The organism is Candidatus Hydrogenedentota bacterium (assembly GCA_019695095.1).
GTDB lineage: Bacteria > Hydrogenedentota > Hydrogenedentia > Hydrogenedentales > SLHB01 > JAIBAQ01.
In genome coordinates this window covers 1-22,321 of the sequence record JAIBAQ010000100.1, presented here as the reverse complement: position 1 = coordinate 22,321, position 22,321 = coordinate 1, and the positions used below count along the sequence as shown (strand labels likewise).

Here is a 22,321-nt window from a genome sequence, read left to right as displayed (position 1 = left end):
GGCGGCTTTCAGACCGGCATACACAAGATTGCCTATCAGCGCTTGTTGGAACACCTCGGCATTCAAGACGAACTGGTTATCCTCGACTCCGTTCAACAATTGGCCAAGCCGTGTGAGGCGGTGCTCCAGCGTTTTCGCGTCGATACCCGCTACGTCACGGCTGGCGCGCCCGACAGCTTCAAGGGTGGCATCGTCCAGAACACGCGCGATGGCCGCCTCTGGCACGATCTGCGCGACGAGTTTGGCGTTGTGTGGTCGATGCCTGACGACCAACCACTCTATATGGACATCACACACCACCCCCTTGCCAATGCGACCATCGACGATCTGAAGTCCTATCCATTTCCTGTTGGAAACGATCCGTCGCGCTTTCGCGGCCTTCGCGAGCGCGTGCAACGCTTGCGTGACGAGACTTCTTACGCAGTCTGCACAGGCATTGGCGGCGTGGTCTACGAATACTGCTGGTACATGCGCGGTCTCGAACGCTGGCTCATGGATATGCTCGTGGAGCCTGAGTTCTGCGCGGCCCTGCTCGACTGCACGGCCAGGTACTGGATCGACTTCTATACCGGGTTCATGGGAGCTATCGGCGATCTCGTTGACGTCGTCATGATCGGCGACGACCTCGCCGGCCAAACCGGACCGTTGTTTGCGCCCGACTTCTACCGCGCGGTGGTAAAACCGCGTCAGAAACGTCTCGTCCAACACATCAAATCGCTGACCACCGCGAAGATCTGGTACCACACCTGCGGCGCATGCGTGGAGTACATTCCCGATCTAGTCGACAACGGCGTGGATGTCCTCAATCCCATTCAGATCAGCGCAACGGACATGATTCCAGAATCCCTCAAAGAACGGTTTGGAAAGCAAATCTGCTTCTGGGGAGGAGGCATCGACGCGCAACACGTGCTGGCCACCGCCACGCCCGAAGAAGTGCGTCAACACGTTAGGCGCAACCTCGATGCCTTCAAACCCGGCGGCGGGTACATCTTCAACAACTGCCACAACATACAGGCCGGTGTCCCTCCCGAAAACATCGTCGCCTTATTCGACGCAGCGTATGAGTTTGGAGGTTACAGCGCCGGGAAATAGCCCTTAGTTGTGCCGGTGTAAACTGCGGGTTAAGCGAGCAAGTGCCCCATGGGAATTGCCCACAGCCGTTCGCCAAGTTTTACGCTCGTCTTGCCGTTATAAATGAGAGCCGCCGCGGCGCACTGCGGCGTGCGCTCCAAGAAGGCCTTCAAACCGAAGAGGTCACGATCGTTCCAACGCGATGCGGTCTTCACCTCAAATGCGAACACGTCGCGGTGATTCTCAAGGACAAAATCCACCTCGTATCTGCCTTGCTCGTTCCAATACGTCAACTGCGCATCTGGCAGGTGTGCTTCGCATAGTGCCGAGAGGTTCTGCGCAATATAGGTCTCGTACAACGCGCCTCGAAGCAGATCGTCTCTCCCTGGCTCCAACGATGTTATGCCAGCCATGTAGGCGGCCAGCCCGCTGTCCGCGAAGTAGAGTTTCGGAGACTTGACGAGACGCGAGCTTCGGTTCTTGAGAAATGGCGGCAGTCTTCGAATAACAAACGACGTCTCCAGGAGATCGAGATACCGCTTCGCGGTGCTTGCGCTTAGTTTCGCGTCACGCGCCAGTGTACTGGTCACAAGAAGCTGACCACTGCGCAGCGCGGCCAACTGAGCAAGATTTCTGAACGATACCAAATCAGTGATTTGGGAAAGCTGCCGGACATCTCGTTCCACATACGTCTGCACATAGCCGCGAAACCATTCCACGGCACCGCCGGGCGTAGTCAGGCACGCCGGAGGAAGTCCTCCCGCCAGCACCTCGCTTTCCGAAATGGGCACGGCCTCGGTTGTAGGCAGTCTACGCTTCTCGATGAAATTGACAAGAAAAGGCGTATGCCCTGTCCCCCTCAGAATCTCTCTCCGAGCCATGGGGTGCAACGTGAAATAGCTCGCGCGTCCCGCCAACGTTTCGGAGACGTGGCCGAGAAGCGACAGGTTCGCGGAACCAGTGAGGATGAATCGCCCCGGATGCCGTTGGTCATCCACGCTCTTTTTGATTGCGATTAACAGATCGGGACAACGCTGAACTTCGTCCAAGATTGCGGCGTCGCTCAGAAGCGTTTCGGGCTCCGCCTGCGCCGATGCCAGTGTCGCAAAATCGTCCAGAGTCCGATAGCTGCGCCCCCGAATCAGGCTCGGTTCATTGCGAAGCATCGTGCTCTTCCCGGATTGCCTAAGCCCAGAAAGGACGACAACTGGAAGCTGCCGAAGCGCAGATTCCAGACGAGGAGCAAGTTCTCTGGGCAGATAATTTGTCATAATCCACCACATCATAGTGTCAATTTGACACTATGTCAAGAAGAATTACGACAATCCTGCATGCTCCAACTTCCACTTAAAACAATCACGTACAATCACTTACATACGCCACCGTCACGGGGCCTTCCGGAAGCACGGCCACTCTCGCCTCTTTTCCCAAAGCACGAAGGTGTGCTTCAAGCTTCGCCTGCAGATCTTCTACCGGGGTCAGTTTGCACGCGCGCACCGTGGCCTCGTCGAGCGACGACCGTAGGTAAACTTCGGCTCTAAGGCAAATCTTGGCAAAGAGCTGTGCCTGCCACTGATCGAGTCTCGGTGAATCCAGTGCCTTCAGTCGGGCGTCAAGGCCGGCCATGGAGTCTGCTTCGCGCAGCATGGATCCGAAGTTGCCGTGACCGGGGATTCCGTCGCAGCACCCCGATGCCACAAAGATCGTCCCACCAGGTTCAATGATTTGCGCCGCAGCAGACATCCCTTTTACGGCCTGATACACGTTCTGATCGAGCGGGTATCCGCTATTCGAAGTCACGACGACCGGAAACGCGTGCGGCACCGCCACCATCGCCTGCTTGCGCACGTGTTCGCATCCTTTGCGATGCGCAGCGACGTAGTCGCCGATAAAGAACGCCGTGATCTCCTTGTCGGCATTCAACGTGACGTTCACCAGTGCATCGGGCGGACACAACGCCACCGATTCGCGAATGGCCTCGTGCACCGGATTACCGTCCAATACGCCCCACGTACTTTGCGGGTGCGCAATCAGCTCGTAGCGGTGTAGTTGAAGGATAGTCTCCAGGGATGCAACGCCGGGCGCAATTGCCTTGGGCCCTCCCGAGAATCCAGCGAAGAAGTGCGGTTCGATGAATCCCACCGCAATACGTTTGTCCGCGCGCACGTACTCTCGATCCAGCGACACGCGAATTCCGTTCGTAGTCGTTCCCACGCATTCATTCCGCTCCGCGTCGTAGGCATCGTGGTTCACGACGCGAACGCGATGGAGGATGTCCTCCCCGAACATCTCTGCCAATTCCTTTGGCGTATTCGCGCGATGCGTGCCCGTGCCCACCAGTACCGTGACGCTGTCGTCGGGGACGCCCAACTCTTCAATTATCCAAGGTATCAGCAGCCGATTCGGCACCGGCCGCGTACCGTCTGACGTGACGATGCACACCCGCTCTCCAGGGGCGATGAGATTACGAATACTCTTGCCTAGAATAGGGCTCGCACACGCGCGTTTGAATTCCGTGCGCGCGTCCGGCAATGCGGCTTCATGGCGGGGTGATACAACGGTCCACTGCGCCAGATTTGAATCCATCCTAAGCGGAAGTCTGCCTTTGCCATAAGCCAAGTAAGTAGTCTCTACCAAAGACTTCTGATCGGACACTCCCCCTCCTCCCCACACGAACTCGAAGTGCATTCGGAACATACCACGCTTACCTGCGAACCGCCAAACGCGCGAGTTCTGCCAAGTCCATCACGAGCCCCCCCCGGAAAGTGCCGAACTGCAGGGTATTGACAAAATCGACCGCATTACTTACCATTCGGTAAGTCCTGGTCAGACAGCGTTCTCCAACTACAGTGAGGGCACCGCTATGGCTGCGCAGCACACTTCCGAAAAAGACAAGGCAATGGAGCTTGCCGAAGATTCTCGTGAAAAGGAATGGAAGTACCCGAGCTTTACAGCGGAGTTGTTCAGAGGCGCGTTCCGATGGGACCTCATGCACCCTTACCCCATGCAGGACCCCGAGGACAAGAAAATCGGCGATGCCTATCTTGAGCAGATGATGCGCACATTGGAGGAAAACGTCGATCCAATCGAGATTGACGCAAACGGCGAAATGCCGCGTCGCGTTCTCGACAAGCTTGCGGAGATCGGCGCGTTTGGGTTGAAGATTCCGAAGGAATACGGCGGGATGGGACTCTCGCAAACGAACTACTCCCGCGTACTTCATCTCATTGGCAGTTTCTGCGGCAACACCGGCTCGTGGATTTCTGCGCACCAGAGCATAGGCGTACCGCAGCCCCTGAAGACGTTCGGTACCGAAGAACAGAAGAAGAAGTATCTGCCGCGTTTGGCTAAAGGCGAAATCTCCGCGTTTGCCTTGACGGAGCCCGGCGTCGGTTCCGACCCCGCACGCATGGAAACGACCGCGACGCCCAGCGAAGACGGTAGCTATTACCTCCTAAACGGCGAAAAACTCTGGTGTACGAACGGAGTACTCGCGGACATTTTGGTCGTCATGGCAAAGACGCCTCCGAAGATCGTCAAGGGCAAAGAACGCCAGCAAGTCACAGCGTTCATCGTCGAAAAAGACATGCCGGGATTTGAAGTGGTGCACCGGTGCCAGTTCATGGGCCTGCGCGGCTTGGGCAACGGCAAACTCCGGTTCACTAACGTCAAGGTGCCTGCGGAGAACATCATCGGCCAACCAGGAGAAGGGTTGAAGATCGCCCTGACCACTCTGAACGCGGGCCGTCTCGGCATTCCCGCATCCTGCGCGGGTACCGGCAAAGCGATCATGGTGATGGCGGAGCAATGGGTCAACGAGCGCGTCCAATGGGGCGCACCAATCGGCAAGCATCAGGAAATCGCGAAGAAAGTCGCCAATATTGCCGCCGATACTTTTGCCATGGACAGCACCGTCTGGTACGCATGTGCATTGGAGGACAGCCGCAAAGCCGACATCCGACTTGAAGCAGCCATCGCGAAATACTTCTGCACCGAGACCCTATGGCGCATGATCGACGATTGGATTCAGATCCGCGGCGGACGCGGCTACGAGAACGAACGCTCGTTGTATCAGCGCGGCGAAGCGCCCATGGCGGGCGAGCGCATGCAACGGGACGCGCGTGTGTTGCGCATTCTCGAAGGCTCGACCGAAATCATGCATCTCATCATGGCGCGCGAAGCACTCGACACCCATTTCCGTTTGATCATGCCGTTGGCGATGCCGCACCTGGCCGGCAAGAACGAAAGCAAGATGAGCTTGCTTTTGAAAGCGGCCAAATTCTATCTGTCGTGGTATCCTCGGATGTGGTTGCCGGGCGGCGGTAGCCTTGAGTGCAAACACCTCTCTGCCGGGAATCGCGCACATCTGGCCTTCGTGAGAAAGACCTGCAAGCGGCTTGCACGTACAATCTTCCACACGATGCTCAAGTACCAGAAGAAGTTGGAGACCGAACAACTGCTGTTGGCCAACATGGTCGACATCGGCGTGGACCTCTTCGTCATGGCCGTTTGCCTGGCGCGCGCGGAAAGCCTCGATGCGAACGGCGGTGTACCCGGCCAGTCGCCGCAGAAACTGGCCGACCTATTCTGCCGCAATGCGCGCATTCGAATCGCGGCCAATTTCGAGTCGCTCAAGAAGAATCACAACAAGCTCTACGATTCTGTGACAGCGGATTTTATGGCGGGCAAGTATCGGTGGATGATCAACGATATCTTCACCGACTATCCGAAAAACTGGCGTGATTGGAACAAGCAGGCGAAGGACGCGAATGTGCCGGACAACGAACCGGTAAGCGTCAAGTAGAGTCCCCGCGCGAAGGTTGTATTCAACGGGCAAAAACCGAATACTCAAGGCATCCGAATAAGGGGGCCTGAGCCGGTAATGCTCCGCGAGATTGGGACGAGACGGCGTGCGGTAGAGTGTGCCACTTCGCTTGGAAGACGCGTGGCCGTTGCGCTAGTTTTTGCCGCAGGTGTAGTCAATCCGACCTCGGCGCAAGAACTCCTGCAACCCAACCCATCCATACACGGAACGCTCAACGTATGGGGTTGGAACATCGCGGCAGCCAGCCTTATCAACCTCATTCCGTCGTTCAACGAACGCTATCCCAACGTCAAAGTGGACGTCGTAACGTCCGGCACGGCAATGCAATCGCGCTTCCTGTTGTCGCTCGCCGCGAACGTGGGCGCGCCCGACGTGTCCCAGCTGCAAATGTACGACGCGCCGCGCTTTTCTCCCAGTGGCCGCTTGCTCGATCTGACGGAACGCGCCAAGAAATACGAAGGCCAGTTCTCTCCGGCGTTTTGGCAGGCCTGCCTCCACGAGAACCGCATCTATGCCATCCCCTGGGACATGGGTCCCTGCGCCGTGTTCTACAAGCGCGACCTCTTTGCGAAGTACCACGTTGACCCAGACGCCATCGAGACATGGGCGGACTACATCGAAGTGGGAAAGCGCATTGTCCGTGAATCGAATGGTAAAACGATGATGATGGCGCTCTCCGTTGGTTGGCTATTCGATATGTTTGAAATCCTGATGCAACAAAACGGCGGCGGTGTCTTCGATCCGGAAGGCCGCATCATCATCAACTCCCCCCAGAATCTCGAAGCGCTCGAGGTGCTGCGCGCCTTGCTCGATTCGAAGATAACCGCTGCGATGAATCCATTCTCGCACGAGTTCTACGCCTCCATGTCCGACGACTCCATTGCTTCGTATCCGATGGCCGTGTGGTTTGGCGGGTCCGCGCGAGACTACACAAAGGGGACGGCGGGCAATTGGGGTGTCTTTCGATTGCCGGCCATCCAACCCGGCGGTTTACGCAATAGCAACCTCGGAGGTTCGGTGCTTGTAATTCCCGAACAGTGCCCGCAACCCGACGCCGCGTGGGCCTTCATCGAGTACGTGCTGTGCAATAAGCAAGCCCAATTAGAGCAGTACCGCAAGTTCGACCTCTTTCCGTGCCTCATGACGACCTTCGACGATCCCTTCTTCGACGAACCCGACCCCTTCTACGGCGGCCAAAAAGTCCGAAGACTCTTCGCAACCGATATCGAGAAGATTCCGCCGCTCACGCGCACATCGGACTGGAACGAAGCGCGTCGTTATGTGATGCAGGCCCTGACGCTTTGGGCCGGCGACCGGACGGACAGCGGCGAGTTCCTCGCGCACATGGAATCGCGGCTCCACCGCAAGCTCGGGCGCGCTATCGCCACTCCGGAGACGCGTTAGGATGGCTGCTATCAACCGCAACGCCCTTTCGCACCGCATATGGCAAAACCGTCACTTCTACCTGTTTATATCGCCGTTCTTCGTTTTGTTTGCGGTCTTCGGCTTCTATCCGCTTCTCTATTCACTCTACCTCAGTTTCACCAAGTTTGACGGACTTACCCCCCCCTTACACGTAGGCTTCGAAAACTTCATATCCCTTTATCAGGACGAAGAATTCTTCACTTCCCTCTGGAATACCCTCGTCATGGGCGCGATTTATATCCCGCCCATGTTCATCTTCGCTTTTCTCTTTGCCAACATCCTCAATAACACGCGCCTTCGTGGACTGGGTCTGTTTCGCATGGCGATCTTCGTCCCTTGTATTACGCCCATGGTTGTCATTGCCATCGTCTTCTCATTGCTCTTCAGTACACAGAACGGTTTGCTGAATTGGATCTGGTCCGGACTCACGTGGCCGCTTCCTGGCGGCCCCTATGCGCCTATCAAATGGATCGAAAGCGCGGAATGGTCAAAGATCTCCGTTTCCATCGTACTCGTGTGGAGATGGACCGGGTACAACATGGTGCTGATGCTCGCCGGTCTTCAGGGAATCCCCAAAGACTACTACGAAGCGGCCACCATCGACGGGGCAACGCGTTGGCAACAGATGTATTCCATCACGATGCCCCTGATGCGGCCCACGTTCGTCTTCTGCACCATCATGTCCATCATCGGCACCACCTATATGTTTGAGGAAGTCTTCGTCATGACTTTGGGGGGGCCGGGCACCTCATCCACGAACTTCGGCGTCTTCTTGTTCAACACGGCGTTCACCGACTTCCGCTTCGGCTACGCATCGTGCGCGGCCTATGTTGTCGCAGTAATGGTGTTTATTCTCTCGCTGATTGTGCTGCGCTGGCGGAGATTGGATGCATGAGTGCGTCGGCACATATAAAGAACCTGGCATCGAGCATCTTCGCATATGCTGTGCTTATTCTCTCAGCGGCACTTTTTCTATTTCCGTTCTATTGGCTCTTGATCTCCGCATTTAAGACGCGCGACCAGTTGTTCCAGATGCCGCCGCGGTTCATTCCCTATCCACCCGTCGTGGAGAACTTCGTGAATGTGTTTCGCGAGACCACGCTGGCCCGCGCTTTCGTCAATTCCTGTGTCATGGCAGGCGGCTACGTGGCGCTCGCCGTCTTTTTGTGCTCGCTTGGCGGTTATGCCTTCGCAAAATTCCGCCGCGCACCCGGCCGCGAAAAACTCTTCGCGTTCGTTCTCGGCACCATGATGATTCCCACGGCCGTTACCATGATTCCCGTGTTCGTGGTGCTCGCGAAACTCGACTTGGTCAATACGTACTGGTCCATGATATTGCCCGGCGCGGCCAGCGCCTTCGGGATCTTCTGGATGCGACAGTACATCGACTCGAACGTCCCCGACGACTTGCTGGCGGCCGCGCGCATCGACGGATGCGGTGAATTTGGAATCTACTGGAAAGTGGTGCTGCCCGTGTGCAAACCAGCTCTCGCGGCCTTGGGCATACTGCTACTCATCAGCAGTTGGAATAACCTCATGTGGGCCTTCGTCGTGCTCCGAACACCCGACATGTATTCCATGCCGCTGGTAATCTATCTGCTTCAAGGAGAGTTCCGCACCCCCTACGGTATGGTCATGGCTGGAGGCTTGCTAGCCACTCTTCCTCTTGTAGTCGCCTTTGTCGTCTTTCAGCGCGCGTTCATCCAGGGGATAACGGCGGGCGCGTTGAAGCTATGAGCATCTAACGGGGAGCCAAATCTCACTCTGGCATTCGCAGACCCGATTCCCTGCGAATCTTGTACACCTTGCCGTGAATATCCTTCGCTGCATCGACAAGTTCCTTGTACGGGATGTCCGCGGTATTTACGAAACCGATGCTGTAGCACTCTCCGTCGAGCACGCGGCCGGTCGTCGGCTGGTCGCAGTATTGAAACCAGTGGCATCCGATAAAGGCCGGATTCACAGCCACGCTACGCACATAGTCCTCGTAGCGTTGCGCGCGATGCGCTTGGTTGTCCGCAGTGCGCAGGCCCGTGTGAAACATCCCGCGATCCAGTGCGCCAAAATGAAACTCGCCGATGATTACGGGCTTTCCGTACTCGACGAGCTGATCCGGCGCGATCTCGGTGATGTACGCGTTAATGCTCAACACATCCACAACTTCCGCGCACGCGCGCACAACGTTCTTCGGGAAATAGGCAAGCGTAAACCGGCATCCCATGTACAGATGACCGGGATCGTACTTACGAATTGCCCCGGCAACCGTATCGAAGTACCTGCGCGCAAACCGGTATTCGAATGCCCCGGCGTCTTCTTGCGTTGCATCATTGACAGCACGCGGAAGCCGCAGGCTGTCCCAGTCTTTCGCGTCTGTTCCCCACGCGGCATTGACCTTTTCGATCGTTCCGTACTTGGATTTCAGATCGTCAATAAATGCAATGCGCGCGGGCTGATCGGGAGGGCTGTCCAAAGTTCCCATGGGGATCCCGGACCACGACAATTCGTTATCGACAAAGTACCCAATTACGCGCGGATCGTCTTTGTAGCGTTCGCAACTTTTGGCGATATTCTCGACCGTAAGAGGTTCAAACGAAGGATCGAAGACGTCCCTCATCTTACCCCAGTACCCCTTCCCCCCCTCCAGAACACGATTGGAAGCGGTCCCGGCACCCGCAATATACGGTAGTTTGGACGCGTTCGTCGCATCCGACGGCGTGAAGAAGGCTATCGTATTGAAGCCCCACGCGCACAGACGCTTGTCAGCGCGCTCGAAGAAAGCCTGTGACCAACCGTCGCCATACACACGCTTCAAATTCGCGTTATAGAAGTTGAATGTCCGGCCATTCCCGTTGATGGGCTCGGCCATGCTGTGTACGCCATGCTGCATGCCAATGAACTCGGCGAACGGCGAGTTGTCCTCGGGAATCCACTCGAACCAGTCCTTGCGTCCCTCAACAAACGTGCTGTCTCCAGGTGTCACGCAATCCATGCCAAGAGACAAGAAGAGGCGGCCAGTTGGCGTCACGAACCACCATTTCCCATCGACCTTCTCCACGCGAAAACGGCCCGTTGCCTGAAGCTGCGGACCTTCGAGCCAGCCCCAATACTCGTCGTAGCCCGCGGGCCTCGGAGCGGACGCCAATTCCGCTTGTTCCTTCGCGTGAAGTTCTTTCAACTCATCGTCGCTGTGAACCTTGCCGGGCCAGTCTGCATGAATATACTGACCGTACCGGTCGATAAACGGATTGGGAACGATCCACTGCGTAGCGCTCCCCTCATTGAACAGGCGCAGATCGGAAATACGAAACGACTCGCCACCTTTGGCATCCTTCACGAAAAGGGTCACTCTGGCGACGGCCTTCAAGTCCAATCCCAATTCCCCGAGGTCAAAGCCATATCGAGTAATGGGTCCGAATTCTGGAATGCCACGCATGCCCCAATACGGTCCAGCGCCATTGCGCGCAAACGAAATGGGCACAGTCCTCCGGCTGGAAGGACCAATCGTGATGCATCGATTTACCGACGCTTCGCGCCCCTTTTCGCCCACGCTGTCAATGCGGATACACAATGCAAGCGGCGAACCGCCGATGTTCAACACGTCAAACGCCACGCCGCCACTCCCCGACCAATCCCACAGATCTTCTCCGGATCCCAGCACTACGCCTGATTCGGCAGCGGGTTTGCACCGGACCTCAAGAAGCGACCGCCTCGCATCTTTGTCTTTTGCCATTGACAACTTCGCGCTGAGTTCCCGCGCGATTTTCGGAACTCCTCTGCTGTCGAATCGCTCTATAATCGTCTCGCCGTCACCGAAAGCGGCGCTTGCTGAAGTCATGGCCGCGATTGCCAGACACACCCACACGCGCATTGAAACCACCCCCATGCGAACACCCTCTTTCTTTCAATCATTCTACGGCTGCTAGGTCTCAGGCGCTATGCGTCCTACGGTCGAGGCCGCGAAGAGCCCGAAATCACCTGTAAACTTTCAACGGGATTCACCACCGTTATTCTAGGTTCATGCGGCCCAAATAGCGCGATAGTCCCCGTCAAATTCGCAATACCTTGGTCGCCTTTTGCTTCCTCGACTTCCAGCACCGGCCGGTCCACTGCATCAAAGACCGAACACTCCTCGAACGCAATTCCACCGAGTTGCGGCGCGGTTCCTTTGTACATCTGCGAAATGAGCAGGGGAGGAAATGGCCCTGATTCTCCGGATCGCTTTCCCATGCCGACGTTATTCCACGTGCAATTCACAAATCGCACCAGGGCACTTCCCGCCGCCTTGTCGTAGATAAACGCTCCGCATTTCTGGGAGTTCTCCACGGTGCAATTCCTGAACTCCACCGTGCCGCCGGGGCCGTCCTCCTTGATTGCGCCAATGCCAATGCCCGCGTCGTTCCCGCCGCGCACGTGACAATTCTCGAAGAGCAGCGACACGGGCGCGCTGGTCTTGTCGAGCGGCTTTAGATACACGAGAATCCCCGCCCCTTCATTGTCCGCGAACTGGCAATTCCGCACTACACAATTCTCCAGTCTTTCGTTGGGCGCATTGGGCTCGAAATCAATCCCAGCCTCGGGAGCTGTCCCCCCCGTCCCGGACATTGTGCAGTTCTCGATCAACAGATCCTTCGCGCTGATAACGCTGATGCCTTGCCGGTAATTGTCGTGGCACACGACGTTGCGAATGGTCACGTTTTCGCAGTACGGCTTGTCGCCGCCGCCGGCGCCCACATAGATGCCATCCCCCCCGCTGCTTTCCAGCCGCATCCCCTCGATAGTCACGTTGCGGCATCCGCCCAAATCAATGACCATCCGCCATTCGCCCTTCTTGTACGGAGCCGCTGCGTAGTCTTGCTTGCGCATTCGCAGCGTCGCGCCGTAACCGGAAATCTTCAGATTCTCCAGCGCATCTCCTGAGAAAAGACTATCGCCGGGGCCTTGAAACTCGTCCTTCTTTGCCATGACGACAACGCCCGGCTCGAAACACAACTCAAGATTGCCGCGCAGACGAATCGGGCGCACAATCCAATCCGCGCCCATGAACGGCACCACGACGCGCGCCGCCTTTGAGTCGATTGCGGATTGAAGCGCTTCGGTCGCATCTTCTGTCGAGAATCCCCACCATGCCGCGTTTGCAGTATCGCGCTTACCCTCCGCGACTTCCTGAATAGCCGCATCATTACGCGGGACTTGCGCGTAGGCGGGCAAAAGCCCCATCGACAGAAGTGAACCGATGACAACAACGAATCTCATCGCAGCCCCTCCTCACTGCTCTGCGTCCCCTTGCGCATAGGCAAGCGATACTTCAACGCCGCAGGGCGATGGATGACGGTGCTCTTCTACACGCGATTGCGCTGAATGGCCGCTATTTCTCGCAGCGCACTCGGAACGGCGTAAACAAACCGTAACCAAGCGTGCTGTATTCGGTTCCAGCGGGCGGTCCGGGCACCGGTCCCTTGCGGAACATGTCAGGCGCGGCAATGCCCAGCGGTGGATTACCGTGGTGAGGACCAAGCGTATTCTTGTTTGTCCCTATGACTTCCACTTCGACCGTATTCTCGCCGGGCTTGACCCATTTGGAGATGTCGCACGTGAACGGCCTATGGTAGATGTACCCGGCATTCTCACCGTTTACTCGCACCTTCACAACACTTCCCAACCAGTCGCCAAGCACGACTTCCACTCGGCCATCGCGCCTCGGGATATCAAAACGCTGCGTGTAGGTCACTCCCGCGCCATAGAATGGGCACCCTTGCACATTCCACGCTCCAAGCGCGAGCCCCGTTTCCGTCGCGATGGCAAATCCCTTGTCCGTCGACTTCAGACTGAACTCGCCGAGAATATACGCGCGTTCCAGCTCGTGGAACATCGTGAACGGTTGCGCCTTAATGGTCAGCGTATTGTCGCCCGACTTCACACACGCGTCGATGTCGATCACCCCCCATGCACGATCGGTCCACCATTCGCCGGGAATAGCCGTAACGGTAGTCCCATTGCACGTAATCGCATAGAGATCCGGCCGCTCCACCACCGCGCGCAAACCTTTGGGCGCGTCTCCTTCGATGTTGAAATGGTACGTCGCTTCGAATCCGCTGTCTGGCGCAAACGTCTTGCTGATCAACTCATCCTTGAACTGCACCGCATGATCCCAGGGATTGCGATCCAGCCCATGCTTCTGAAAAATGAGTTCCGCCGCGCCATAGTAATACTGCGCTTCACGCTTCTCTCCGCCCACGGTCACATCTACATAATCGAGCGTCAACACGTTCGATGTGGCCCGCTTGACTGTCAGATCGCCTTTCTCGGCAACATTGACCATCGCAGGAATCGGCTTGACCTTGACAGGTTCGCGTGTATCTCGCGAAAGGAACAGCAGCAGACTTCCACACGGCGGCACCTCAAATGCCGCCTGCACGCCTCCGTCCTTCGCATCGAACGGGTACGGCAACCCGGTCTCGCCCGTCTCCAGATTCCACTCTTCCACGCCCTTCATTACAGAGCGAAACTTACCGCTCGCGGGCACGGTGTCACTCGTATTCACAAGAAACACGAGTTCACCATCGTCCAGCGTGCGCCGCTGATGGTACAAGACAGTGTCTGCCTTCTTATCAAGGACAATAGAGAACGGACTGTCGGCTCCGGCCTGCCGATCCTGAAGTGTCGTGGCGCTGCCGGGCTTCTGCCATCCTTTGGCCTGGCTGGCTTTCACGCCACGGTCCGACGCATTGCCGTCGACGTACGCCGGCGGTTGGTCGGCTTCACACAACACTGCGCCACCCTGCGCCAGATACGTTTCGAGAAGCGACATCGTCGCGTCATCGAGGTTTTCCGTATGCACCGGGAGCACAACCAGGTCGTACGTGCGCTTGCCGACGATGAGCTTGCCATTTTCCGCGCGGCCCCAGTTTGCAAGTATGTACTCGCAACCCAGGTCAAACTCCACGTTATCCTTGGCCAACTGGGTCACGTAACGCTGGAAGTCCTCGCCCGTGGCATTGAGCCTTCCGTTGTCACTCACCTGGTACATCCACATCGTCGAAGTCGGTTCAAGAACGAGCACCGTGTTGATTTGCTCGCCCTGCGACATCGCATACGACACTCGCGTGAGATACTGGCCTTGGATTCCGTAGGCGTCCCACCACGTCGCGTGATACGAAAACGTCTGCGGATAGTCGCCTTTGCGCGCGCCGCGCAACGTCGAATGAACCAGATGCTGGTCAATGAAGTTAACACCCAGGACACTGATCCAGTCGCCGATCCGCTTCATATCCTCAAAGCGCAGGTCCCAACCGCCGCCTCCGTATGCTTCACAGAGCCGGCGTTGCCTGCCGAGTTGATTGGCGACACTCGCCAACTCTATTACTGCGCGATCGTTTCCGACCTGGGCATGTACGCCTTCGTTGTACTGATTGAACAGAATGTCGATGCCAGGGACGTGCTGCCACGCGCCCATCGCCATGTTGTCCGGCACGGTCGTCGTGTTCGGCCATTCGTGTTCCCAGTAATGGCCGGTGAACGCCAGGTTATTGCGCTCACAATACTCGTAGTACGGCTTGGCCCAACGTTCAATGAAGAGCTCATTGAGCAACTGGTAGTAGTTGTGGCGCACGCGTCTCCAATCGCCCACGTCCTTCACGAGCGACGGCAAGTTCGCCATAATGTCGTACCCCCATCGCTTCTGAAAAGCTTCGGGCAGATCCGGCGTCCAATGCAGTCCCACCATGCCGAGATGCGGCTCATCCGTGAACGACCCCGGCACCAACTTGCCGAACTCGTCGCCGAAGTGCGCCTTGCACGCATCCAGCGTGATCTCTAGAAACTTCTCGGTTGCACCGGGAATCAGGTGGTCAATGTTGGTCTTGCCCGCAAACCATGGGCTGGTCGGCGCGAAGACCTGCGTCACGACACAGTACTTCCCTTTGGGTAAAGAGCTCTCTTTTGTCACGTTCGTGTAGGCGTCGCCATCGAGACGATACACGGCCAACACGTCTTCACCGAGGGGAGTGGCAACTTCTTCCACGTCTTCATATTTCAAGCCCCGGCCGCGCGCTTCAGGCATTACTTCGCCCAGGAATCCACCGGCGAATCCCGACGGATAGGAATTCTCGTCATAGATCCAAATGCGCATGCCAAGTTTCTTGGCCTCGTCGAGCGCGACCTTCCACATCGCAAACCACTGATCGGAGAGGTAAGGCGTCATCAGACCGGGACGCGGATGAACAAACGCCTGCATGACGTGCTGCGAGGCCATGTCGCGCAAGGATTGCCGCACCTGCTCCTCGGACATCATGTCATTCCACACCCACAGCGGCGCCGTGCTGTACTCCACGGTTGGCGCCGCAAATCCAGATCGCACTTCACCCGACGCCACTGCCTTCGCAGTCGTCGCGACACCACACACCATGGCAATCGCTCCCAATACTGTCAGTACCCGGATCGTCCGACTCGCTGACTTCATGACATCCCCCTCTCATGATCTGCGCCTGGGAACCGCAACCCGACTCGCGGCCCGAGCCTCCATTCTAGACGTTGCAGGGGCCATTTCCCAAGATACTTGTGGGGGAATCTCCGCAGGCCTTTGTGAGAGCCTTCAGATTCAGCTCCCTTCAACAGTTCAAGCCATAGGCGCGACTTTACATCCATTGGGCCGCGTGTCACGATCACGCCACGCAAACTGGACGTCTGCCATATGATTGGTACGTGGCCCGTCCAATGATCAGTAGGAGTCCATCATGAATCGAAAGTCTTTGCTCGCGTGTGTAGCATTTCTATCAGCCATTCTTCCGGTACAGGCCAATGCCGAGCCCACGCCCAAGATGCTCGCGTATTCCGCGCAGCCCAACGCATACCTGAACGACCACGCTTCCGACGTCGCGCAGATCTACGATGGACTCTTCTTCGTCATTGGCAGTTGGGATACGAGCGTCACGAGTTCTCTTGGCGTGGACGGTGCGCCCCCCCAGGACTCCTCCTGGATGGACCTTGCCCGTCAGAATGTTGCCAGCCTGAGCAAAGCAGGTGCGACGGAGAACTTCCTGGGCGTCTACTTCGGTGACAGCGACGAGTGGCCTTCGTCGCAAACACTCCTTTCCAAAGATTACACGGCGAAGATGGTCACGCACTTTTCCGCAGTCGGTCGCGCCGCAAAGGAGATGGGGTTCCGCGGCGTGGCCATTGACGTGGAATATCCCTATCCTCGCTATTCCCTGGACCACGCCGTGTATACATATGACGGTTATACCACCGAGGACCTGCTAGCCGCGGCGCGCGAGCAAGGCGCAGCTACGGTGAATGCCGTGCTGGATGCCTATCCCGATGCCGTCATCTTGCTGTTGCCCGGCGAACTCTGGGGCCGCCCGATTTGCACGGCCTATCAGTGCGCCATTCTTGAAGCTATGGCCAAACGCGACGCTCCCGGAGGACTCCACTTCACGTATGAACGTTCATACAGCCTCTTGGACCCGGTGTCTCAAGTCGCGCTGGGAAGAGCGGGCGATTTGAACGTTCGCAAGCTCATCCAAGACAAGTCCGTCTTGGCGTACTGGAATAACCGCTGCTCGGTTGCGCCGGGCGTGTGGCCGCTGCATCGCGTGGAAACTGGCGGTAAGGACTACCCCATGCAACCGTGGGACAAGGAGTTGGCGGAACTCCGTCAGCAAATAGAAATCCTTCGATTGACCGCCAAGCGCTACATCTGGTCCTTCACGAGTCACGCCGTGTGGCATTCATACGCGCCGGACATCCGCGAGAAGTACAAGCTAACCAACACTCCTTTCGAAGACGAAGAACACGTGGTCGCCGAATGGCACAACATCCTGAAGGACAAATCGACGTCGCAGGACCCGCATATTCTCGATCTGGTGAAGAACGTGCGCGCCTTTGATGCGGGAGAACTGACTCCGCAGATGTATTGCGAACGGTTCGGCACTCCCGCCGAATGGATGGTGCTGGGCATGCTCTCGAATCCGGCCACCCACGCCGCGCAGTCCGCGCCCAACGCCGCGCTTGCGCCCATCAATCCCGACCTGCCCGTGTACGGCAGGGATGGCGCGGTGCGCTGGTTCAAGTTCCGGAATTGGGACTCATTGGGAAGCGTTCGTCTTGGGGCCGCCTTCGATTATCTGGCCACGGACAATTGCTCGGTCCACCTTGTGGCAACGATTCATGCCGACGAAGAACAGAAGGTGGTCATGCATTTCAATTGGGATGACGGCGCCATCGTCTGGCTGAACAAGAACGTGGTCGCGGACCATCGTCAATACCCCGAGAAGGGACATGGCATGGTCTACAAAGATCGATACGATTTCGAAGAGACCATACCGCTGACGATTCCCAAGGGGGACAACACGCTCGCGATCACGTCGCTCAACCACAAAGGCCGCTGGGGAGTGAACATCCGGTTCACAGACGAAAACGGCTGGCCAGTCCAGGGTCTCCACTTCGACTTGCCTAAGGTTGACTGATCCGGCTCGAAGTAAGTGCGTTGGATTACTCCGGCGGTCTGATGTGCGTGAGTTCCATACCCACGACGAGGAAAGCGATTAGCCCGAAGTAGAGTGTAGCCATGGCGAACCGCCGTTCCCCACTCACCTCGAAATAGCGCCGCTCCTCGTCTGTCTTTGCGCGAAACAGCATGAACAGCCGTGGCGCGGCCAACAGCAACAAGAGGAAGAGAATGGGATTCATGTGCGTGTATACCAACACGCCGACAATGGCAAGTCCCACCAACCAAAGCCACGGAGACAGCGCGGTCACAATACGCCCGCCGTCAAGTGGACTGATTGGCGCCAGATTGAATAGATTCAGAAAGAATCCCGTGTAGGCAAGCGCGATGAACAGCGGTTCCTGCGTCACGGAATAAATCAGAACGCACACGAGAGCACCAGCCGTCCCTAGCAACGGCCCGCCAATTCCCACCCACGCCTCGATCCACGCGTTGCGCGGAGCTTCCTTCAGCGCGATAAACGCTCCCATAAACGGGATAAAGACCGGCATTCCCGCCTTCAATTCAAACATGCGAGCGGCAACCAAGTGTCCGCACTCGTGCACAAGAATGAGAAACACAAACCCCACGGCATACATCCATCCCCATTCCACCGCATACAACCCAATCGACAGAATCATCGTCCCGCCTGTCTTCAGAGCGATGGGAAAGAACTTCGCGAAGGGTGCCAGCAAAAACTTGAACTTGGCGGCAAACGCAACAACCAAAGCGATAGCCCCGCCGATCGGACCCAAAGCCCCCGACGACTTTGGCTTTGCTGGCGGCGGACCTTCACCCGGTTCCAATGTTGGAGATGGTGGAATCTGTTGCGGAGGCAGAGGGGGCGGCTCAAATGTGTTCATCAGGGAATCCTGCAGTTCGGATGTACATCTGAAGCTCTACTACATCAAGACAAGCACGCCAGCCGTCGGATCGGCAATCAACATAGCTATAGCGTCGCGATTTTGCTTTAGAAGAGCTTCAATATCGCTTGTCGAGCAGTTACCTCGGCGAATCCAAATTACCCTGGGAGGAAAACCCTCAATAGTGCCGAGTTCGCTGAAGTCTGCGTCTTTAGTGACAATAGTGCAGTCGTTTTCTCTAGCATACTCCCAAACGGCAAGGTCACTAGCCCTATCAAGACCAATCTCACTGACGTGAAGGATGCCGGGGAATTGGTGAGACAGCAAACGAGTTAATCGCGGAGACAGATTCTGATCAAGGAGCAGCTTCACGCAGGGACGACCAGAGTAGCATGTTCACGTTCCGCGGCGTATGCCAACGAAGCAAGAATATCGTCGTGCGTCAAGTACGGAAAGTCCGCTAGAATCTCCTCTGCAGTCATACCGGAAGCCATGTACTGCAGCACGTCGTACACAGTGATTCGCATACCGCGAATACAAGGCTTTCCGCCCCGTTTTCCGGGTTCGATGGTCAATCGTTCCTTGAGCGACATTGCGCTTCAAGCCTCCTGTCAAACAAAGTCCAAATGTGGACCGTATTATACCACGCACTCACTGCCTCTTCTTCAAATCGTAGCCGAATTGCGCGCCCCCCTCTCCATTTGTCATCATATCCGCCTCTAATCAACCCCCGGGAGAAGTTCCATGTCCAAAGGCCGTAAAACCATCCATGTCGTGTCGAATTCGCATTGGGATCGTGAATGGGGATATCCCTTCGAGGAGACACGCCTGTTACTTCTGGATTTCATGGACAACCTTCTCGAATTGCTCGATAACGACCCTGAATTCCATTCGTTCACGATGGACTCGCAGACGCTCTGCGTCGAGGACTACCTGGAACTCCGCCCCGAAAAGCGCGCGACCATCGAAAAGCACGTCAAGTCAGGCCGGCTTATCGTGGGCCCGTGGTATTCGCTTCCGGAAGAGTATCTCGTCAATGCCGAATCCCTGACGCGCAACCTGTTGGTCGGCCACCGTGTCGCGCAAGACCTGGGAGCGGTCTCAAAGGTCGGCTATACGCCGTTCGGTTACGGACAAACGTCGCAGATGCCGCAAATCTACAACGGCTTCGACATTGACACGATCATCTTCTATCGCGGTATCAACACGCCCCATAGCGAATTCATGCTGGAAGGCCCTGATGGCTCGCGTCTCCTCGGTATGCGCTTTGGCTGCATGAGCCGATTCAGCTATTACGTCTATGTCTACCGCGTGCTGCGATACGGTTCCGATGATGTGTTCGCGCGCTACGATTGGGACCGCGGTTCGGCGCCGTTCCGTCTTGCGCGCGAGGAGCGTCCGCGTGAGCACTACTACGTACTCGACAAGCACATCAAGCAGTGGAACGACAAACCCATCCGGGATCAATTGCTGAAGCTCGTGAAGGACGAGTCCGAGCACTTTACGACCAGCCACATCTGCTGTATGCAGGGCTTCGACACAAGCGATCCCGATCCCGAAGAATCGCGGATCATGAAACTCTGCCAGAAGCTGCTTCCCGAACACGACATCAAACTCTCGGATCTGCGCACGTACATGGAAGCCATGCGCAAGGAAGTGAAGAACCCCACCTTGCTCACCGGCGAAAGCCGCGACCCCGGCTCCACCGGCAAGTGGACACACCTTATGGGTGACGTCATCAGCGCGCGCACGCGCCTGAAGCGCGCCAACCATAAGGCAGAAGTGACCCTGCAGCGTATGGCCGAGCCGTGGAGCGCCATCGGCTCCATGGTTGGCGGCGAGTACGTCAAATCCGCTATCGACCGTGCATGGAAGCTGCTCCTGCAGAACCATCCGCACGACACGATCACCGGCGCGGGCATCGATCAGATGGAGCGGGACTCGCTCTACCGCTACGACCAGGTGTGCATCATCGGCGAAGGCCTCGCACGGCGCGGCATGGGCGCGGTGCAGATCGCCGTCGACAACTCCGACCTGACGCCGAAGGACTCGGTGTTAACCGTCTTCAATCCGTCGCCGTTCCCGCGCAAAGGCGTCGTGTCCGCGTTCATCGACATGCCGGACAAGATGGGCTACGACGCATTCAGCATCCGCACGCCCGACGGCAAGAAAGTCTCGCGCATCCAACGCAAAGAACAGTTCGAGTGGAGCACGCTCATCCGCAACTTGCAGGACATCTCTATCGAAATGAACTCCCAACGCGTGCTGTGCCATGTCGAAGTCGACGACATCCCAGCGTTCGGCTACAAGACCTACCACATCGTCCGCGAACCCAAGTGGCAATACGAGCCTGGCTCGCTCGCCCCAGAGACTAACGTTCTCGAAAACGAGTACCTTCGCGTCGTCTTCAACAGCGACGGCACGCTCGACATGACCCACAAGGAAACGGGCCAGGTCTATGCGGGACTGCATTACCTCGAAGACACCGGTGAAACCGGCCACTCGTGGATACACATGGAGCCACACACCAACGAAACCATCACGTCGCACGGAGGCCCCTGCGCCATCGTGTTGGAAGAAGCCGGTCCGCTGCTGGCTCGCGTCCGCGTCGAGTACCGCATGGAGATCCCCATCGGCATCGACGACGAATTGACGGCGCAGTTCCGCGAAGCCGAAATGAGCCACACGCGCCGCACGAAGGAACGCAAGACGCTCGTCGTCACCAGCCGCTTCACGTTGCGCGCCGGACAGCGCCGCCTCGACGTGACGACTTCGCTCGACAACCAGTGCCGTAACCACCGCCTGCGTGTCATGTTCCCCACGCGCCTCAACGCCAAGGAAACGTACTCCGAGGCCGCCTACGACGTTATCGCGCGCGATATCACGGTCAAGAAGGGCAAGGCCTACTACGGCCGCCCGAACCCTCAGTACCCGATGTACCGCTTCGTCGACATGACCGACGGCAAGAAGGGCTTCGCGATTCTCAACACAGGCATCCGCGAATACGAAGCGCTCGACAACAAAGAGCGCACGCTGGGCATTACGCTGTTCCGCGCGTTTACCTACCGCAACTGCCCCATCTTCGGACGTTGGGAAGTCTATCCGGAGATGGACCTCGCCCAGTGCATCGGCCAACACGAGTGGACCTACAGCATCTACCCGCACAAGGGCGACTGGACCAACGGTGTGTTCCAAGAAGCCGACGAACTCAACCTGCCGCTCGAACCGGCGCAGTGCGGTCCGCACAAAGGCACGCTGCCGAAGTCGCAGAGCTTCTTGACGCTTTCCGGCGGCAACGTCCAGCTTACGGCGTTCAAGCGCCACGAAGACCGCGACAAGAGCTACGTCGTGCGCGTGTATAACCCCGAGAACAAACCAGTAACCGCCCAATTGAAGTTCGCGAAGCCGATCAAGAAAGCTTGGCTCACTAACCTTAACGAAGAGCGCCGCGGTGAGCTCAAGCCCAACGGCTCAAACCTCTCGTTGAAGCTGGGAAAGAAGAAGGTCGCGACGGTGGAATTCACTATCTAGCGTCTATCAACTAAATCACAATCAGGCCGGAGCTGACAGAACTGCTCCGGCCTGATTCGTATTCCGACGTATAACAACATGGGGACAGCCTCCTTTTGATGCTGTCCCCTCCGCCAGAAGTGG

General features: G+C 57.2%; 15 protein-coding genes. 7 read left to right on the top strand and 8 right to left on the bottom strand.

The features are described from left to right. A partial coding sequence (locus tag K1Y02_16270; GenBank protein ID MBX7257919.1) for a hypothetical protein occupies positions 1 to 1,092 on the top strand: 1,092 nt, incomplete at its 5' end. A 29-nt stretch (positions 1,093 to 1,121) separates the two neighbouring features. On the opposite strand, the gene K1Y02_16265 is transcribed toward K1Y02_16270, so the two are convergent. Next, entirely contained in the window at positions 1,122 to 2,342 is a 1,221-nt protein-coding gene (locus tag K1Y02_16265; protein ID MBX7257918.1) for an ATP-binding protein, read from the bottom strand. Positions 2,343 to 2,427: 85 nt separating this feature from the next. Next, entirely contained in the window at positions 2,428 to 3,726 is a 1,299-nt protein-coding gene (gene larA / locus K1Y02_16260; protein MBX7257917.1) for a nickel-dependent lactate racemase, read from the bottom strand. A gap of 208 nt (positions 3,727 to 3,934) precedes the next feature. Here larA and K1Y02_16255 point away from each other — a divergent pair, with 208 nt between their 5' ends. The 4 genes from K1Y02_16255 (at position 3,935) to K1Y02_16240 (ending at position 9,058) form a co-directional block, all read left to right on the top strand. Beyond that, entirely contained in the window at positions 3,935 to 5,875 is a 1,941-nt protein-coding gene (locus K1Y02_16255) for an acyl-CoA dehydrogenase family protein (GenBank protein MBX7257916.1), read from the top strand. Positions 5,876 to 6,016: 141 nt separating this feature from the next. Next, positions 6,017 to 7,300: a sugar ABC transporter substrate-binding protein gene (locus tag K1Y02_16250; GenBank protein ID MBX7257915.1), complete on the top strand. Its 1,284-nt coding sequence runs from the start codon at positions 6,017 to 6,019 to the stop codon at positions 7,298 to 7,300. Position 7,301: 1 nt separating this feature from the next. Continuing rightward, positions 7,302 to 8,216, top strand: coding sequence for a sugar ABC transporter permease (locus K1Y02_16245; protein ID MBX7257914.1), 915 nt, complete (start codon positions 7,302 to 7,304; stop codon positions 8,214 to 8,216). After that, positions 8,213 to 9,058 carry a carbohydrate ABC transporter permease gene (locus tag K1Y02_16240; protein MBX7257913.1) on the top strand — a complete coding sequence of 282 codons (846 nt, stop codon included), beginning with the start codon at positions 8,213 to 8,215 and terminating at the stop codon, positions 9,056 to 9,058. Before K1Y02_16245 ends, K1Y02_16240 begins: the two co-directional genes overlap by 4 nt. A 22-nt stretch (positions 9,059 to 9,080) precedes the next feature. Here K1Y02_16240 and K1Y02_16235 read toward each other — a convergent pair whose 3' ends face one another. The 3 genes from K1Y02_16235 to K1Y02_16225 form a co-directional block, all read right to left on the bottom strand. Continuing rightward, positions 9,081 to 11,204, bottom strand: coding sequence for a beta-galactosidase (locus K1Y02_16235; GenBank protein MBX7257912.1), 2,124 nt, complete (start codon positions 11,202 to 11,204; stop codon positions 9,081 to 9,083). A gap of 59 nt (positions 11,205 to 11,263) precedes the next feature. Continuing rightward, positions 11,264 to 12,574 carry a right-handed parallel beta-helix repeat-containing protein gene (locus tag K1Y02_16230; protein MBX7257911.1) on the bottom strand — a complete coding sequence of 437 codons (1,311 nt, stop codon included), beginning with the start codon at positions 12,572 to 12,574 and terminating at the stop codon, positions 11,264 to 11,266. A gap of 112 nt (positions 12,575 to 12,686) precedes the next feature. Then, positions 12,687 to 15,779, bottom strand: a complete 3,093-nt coding sequence (locus tag K1Y02_16225; GenBank protein MBX7257910.1) for a hypothetical protein — start codon at positions 15,777 to 15,779, stop codon at positions 12,687 to 12,689. 274 nt (positions 15,780 to 16,053) lie between these two features. Between K1Y02_16225 and K1Y02_16220 the strand changes: the two genes are divergently transcribed. Beyond that, the gene (locus K1Y02_16220; GenBank protein ID MBX7257909.1) at positions 16,054 to 17,784 is read left to right on the top strand and encodes a hypothetical protein; all 1,731 of its coding nucleotides are present in this window, start codon (positions 16,054 to 16,056) and stop codon (positions 17,782 to 17,784) included. A 25-nt stretch (positions 17,785 to 17,809) separates the two neighbouring features. Here the strand turns inward: K1Y02_16220 and K1Y02_16215 are convergent, their stop codons facing one another. The 3 genes from K1Y02_16215 to K1Y02_16205 are packed head-to-tail and all read right to left on the bottom strand — an operon-like array spanning position 17,810 to position 19,260. Further along, positions 17,810 to 18,667 (bottom strand): site-2 protease family protein, encoded by an 858-nt coding sequence (locus tag K1Y02_16215; GenBank protein MBX7257908.1) that lies wholly within the window; start codon positions 18,665 to 18,667, stop codon positions 17,810 to 17,812. 39 nt (positions 18,668 to 18,706) lie between these two features. After that, on the bottom strand, positions 18,707 to 19,039 hold the full coding sequence (locus tag K1Y02_16210) for a DUF5615 family PIN-like protein (protein ID MBX7257907.1): 333 nt from the start codon (positions 19,037 to 19,039) through the stop codon (positions 18,707 to 18,709). Then, positions 19,036 to 19,260, bottom strand: a complete 225-nt coding sequence (locus K1Y02_16205) for a DUF433 domain-containing protein (GenBank protein ID MBX7257906.1) — start codon at positions 19,258 to 19,260, stop codon at positions 19,036 to 19,038. The genes K1Y02_16210 and K1Y02_16205 overlap by 4 nt, the downstream gene beginning before the upstream one ends. Before the next feature lie 151 nt (positions 19,261 to 19,411). Here K1Y02_16205 and K1Y02_16200 point away from each other — a divergent pair, with 151 nt between their 5' ends. Then, the gene (locus K1Y02_16200; GenBank protein MBX7257905.1) at positions 19,412 to 22,198 is read left to right on the top strand and encodes a hypothetical protein; all 2,787 of its coding nucleotides are present in this window, start codon (positions 19,412 to 19,414) and stop codon (positions 22,196 to 22,198) included. The last annotated feature ends 123 nt before the right edge of the window (positions 22,199 to 22,321 follow it).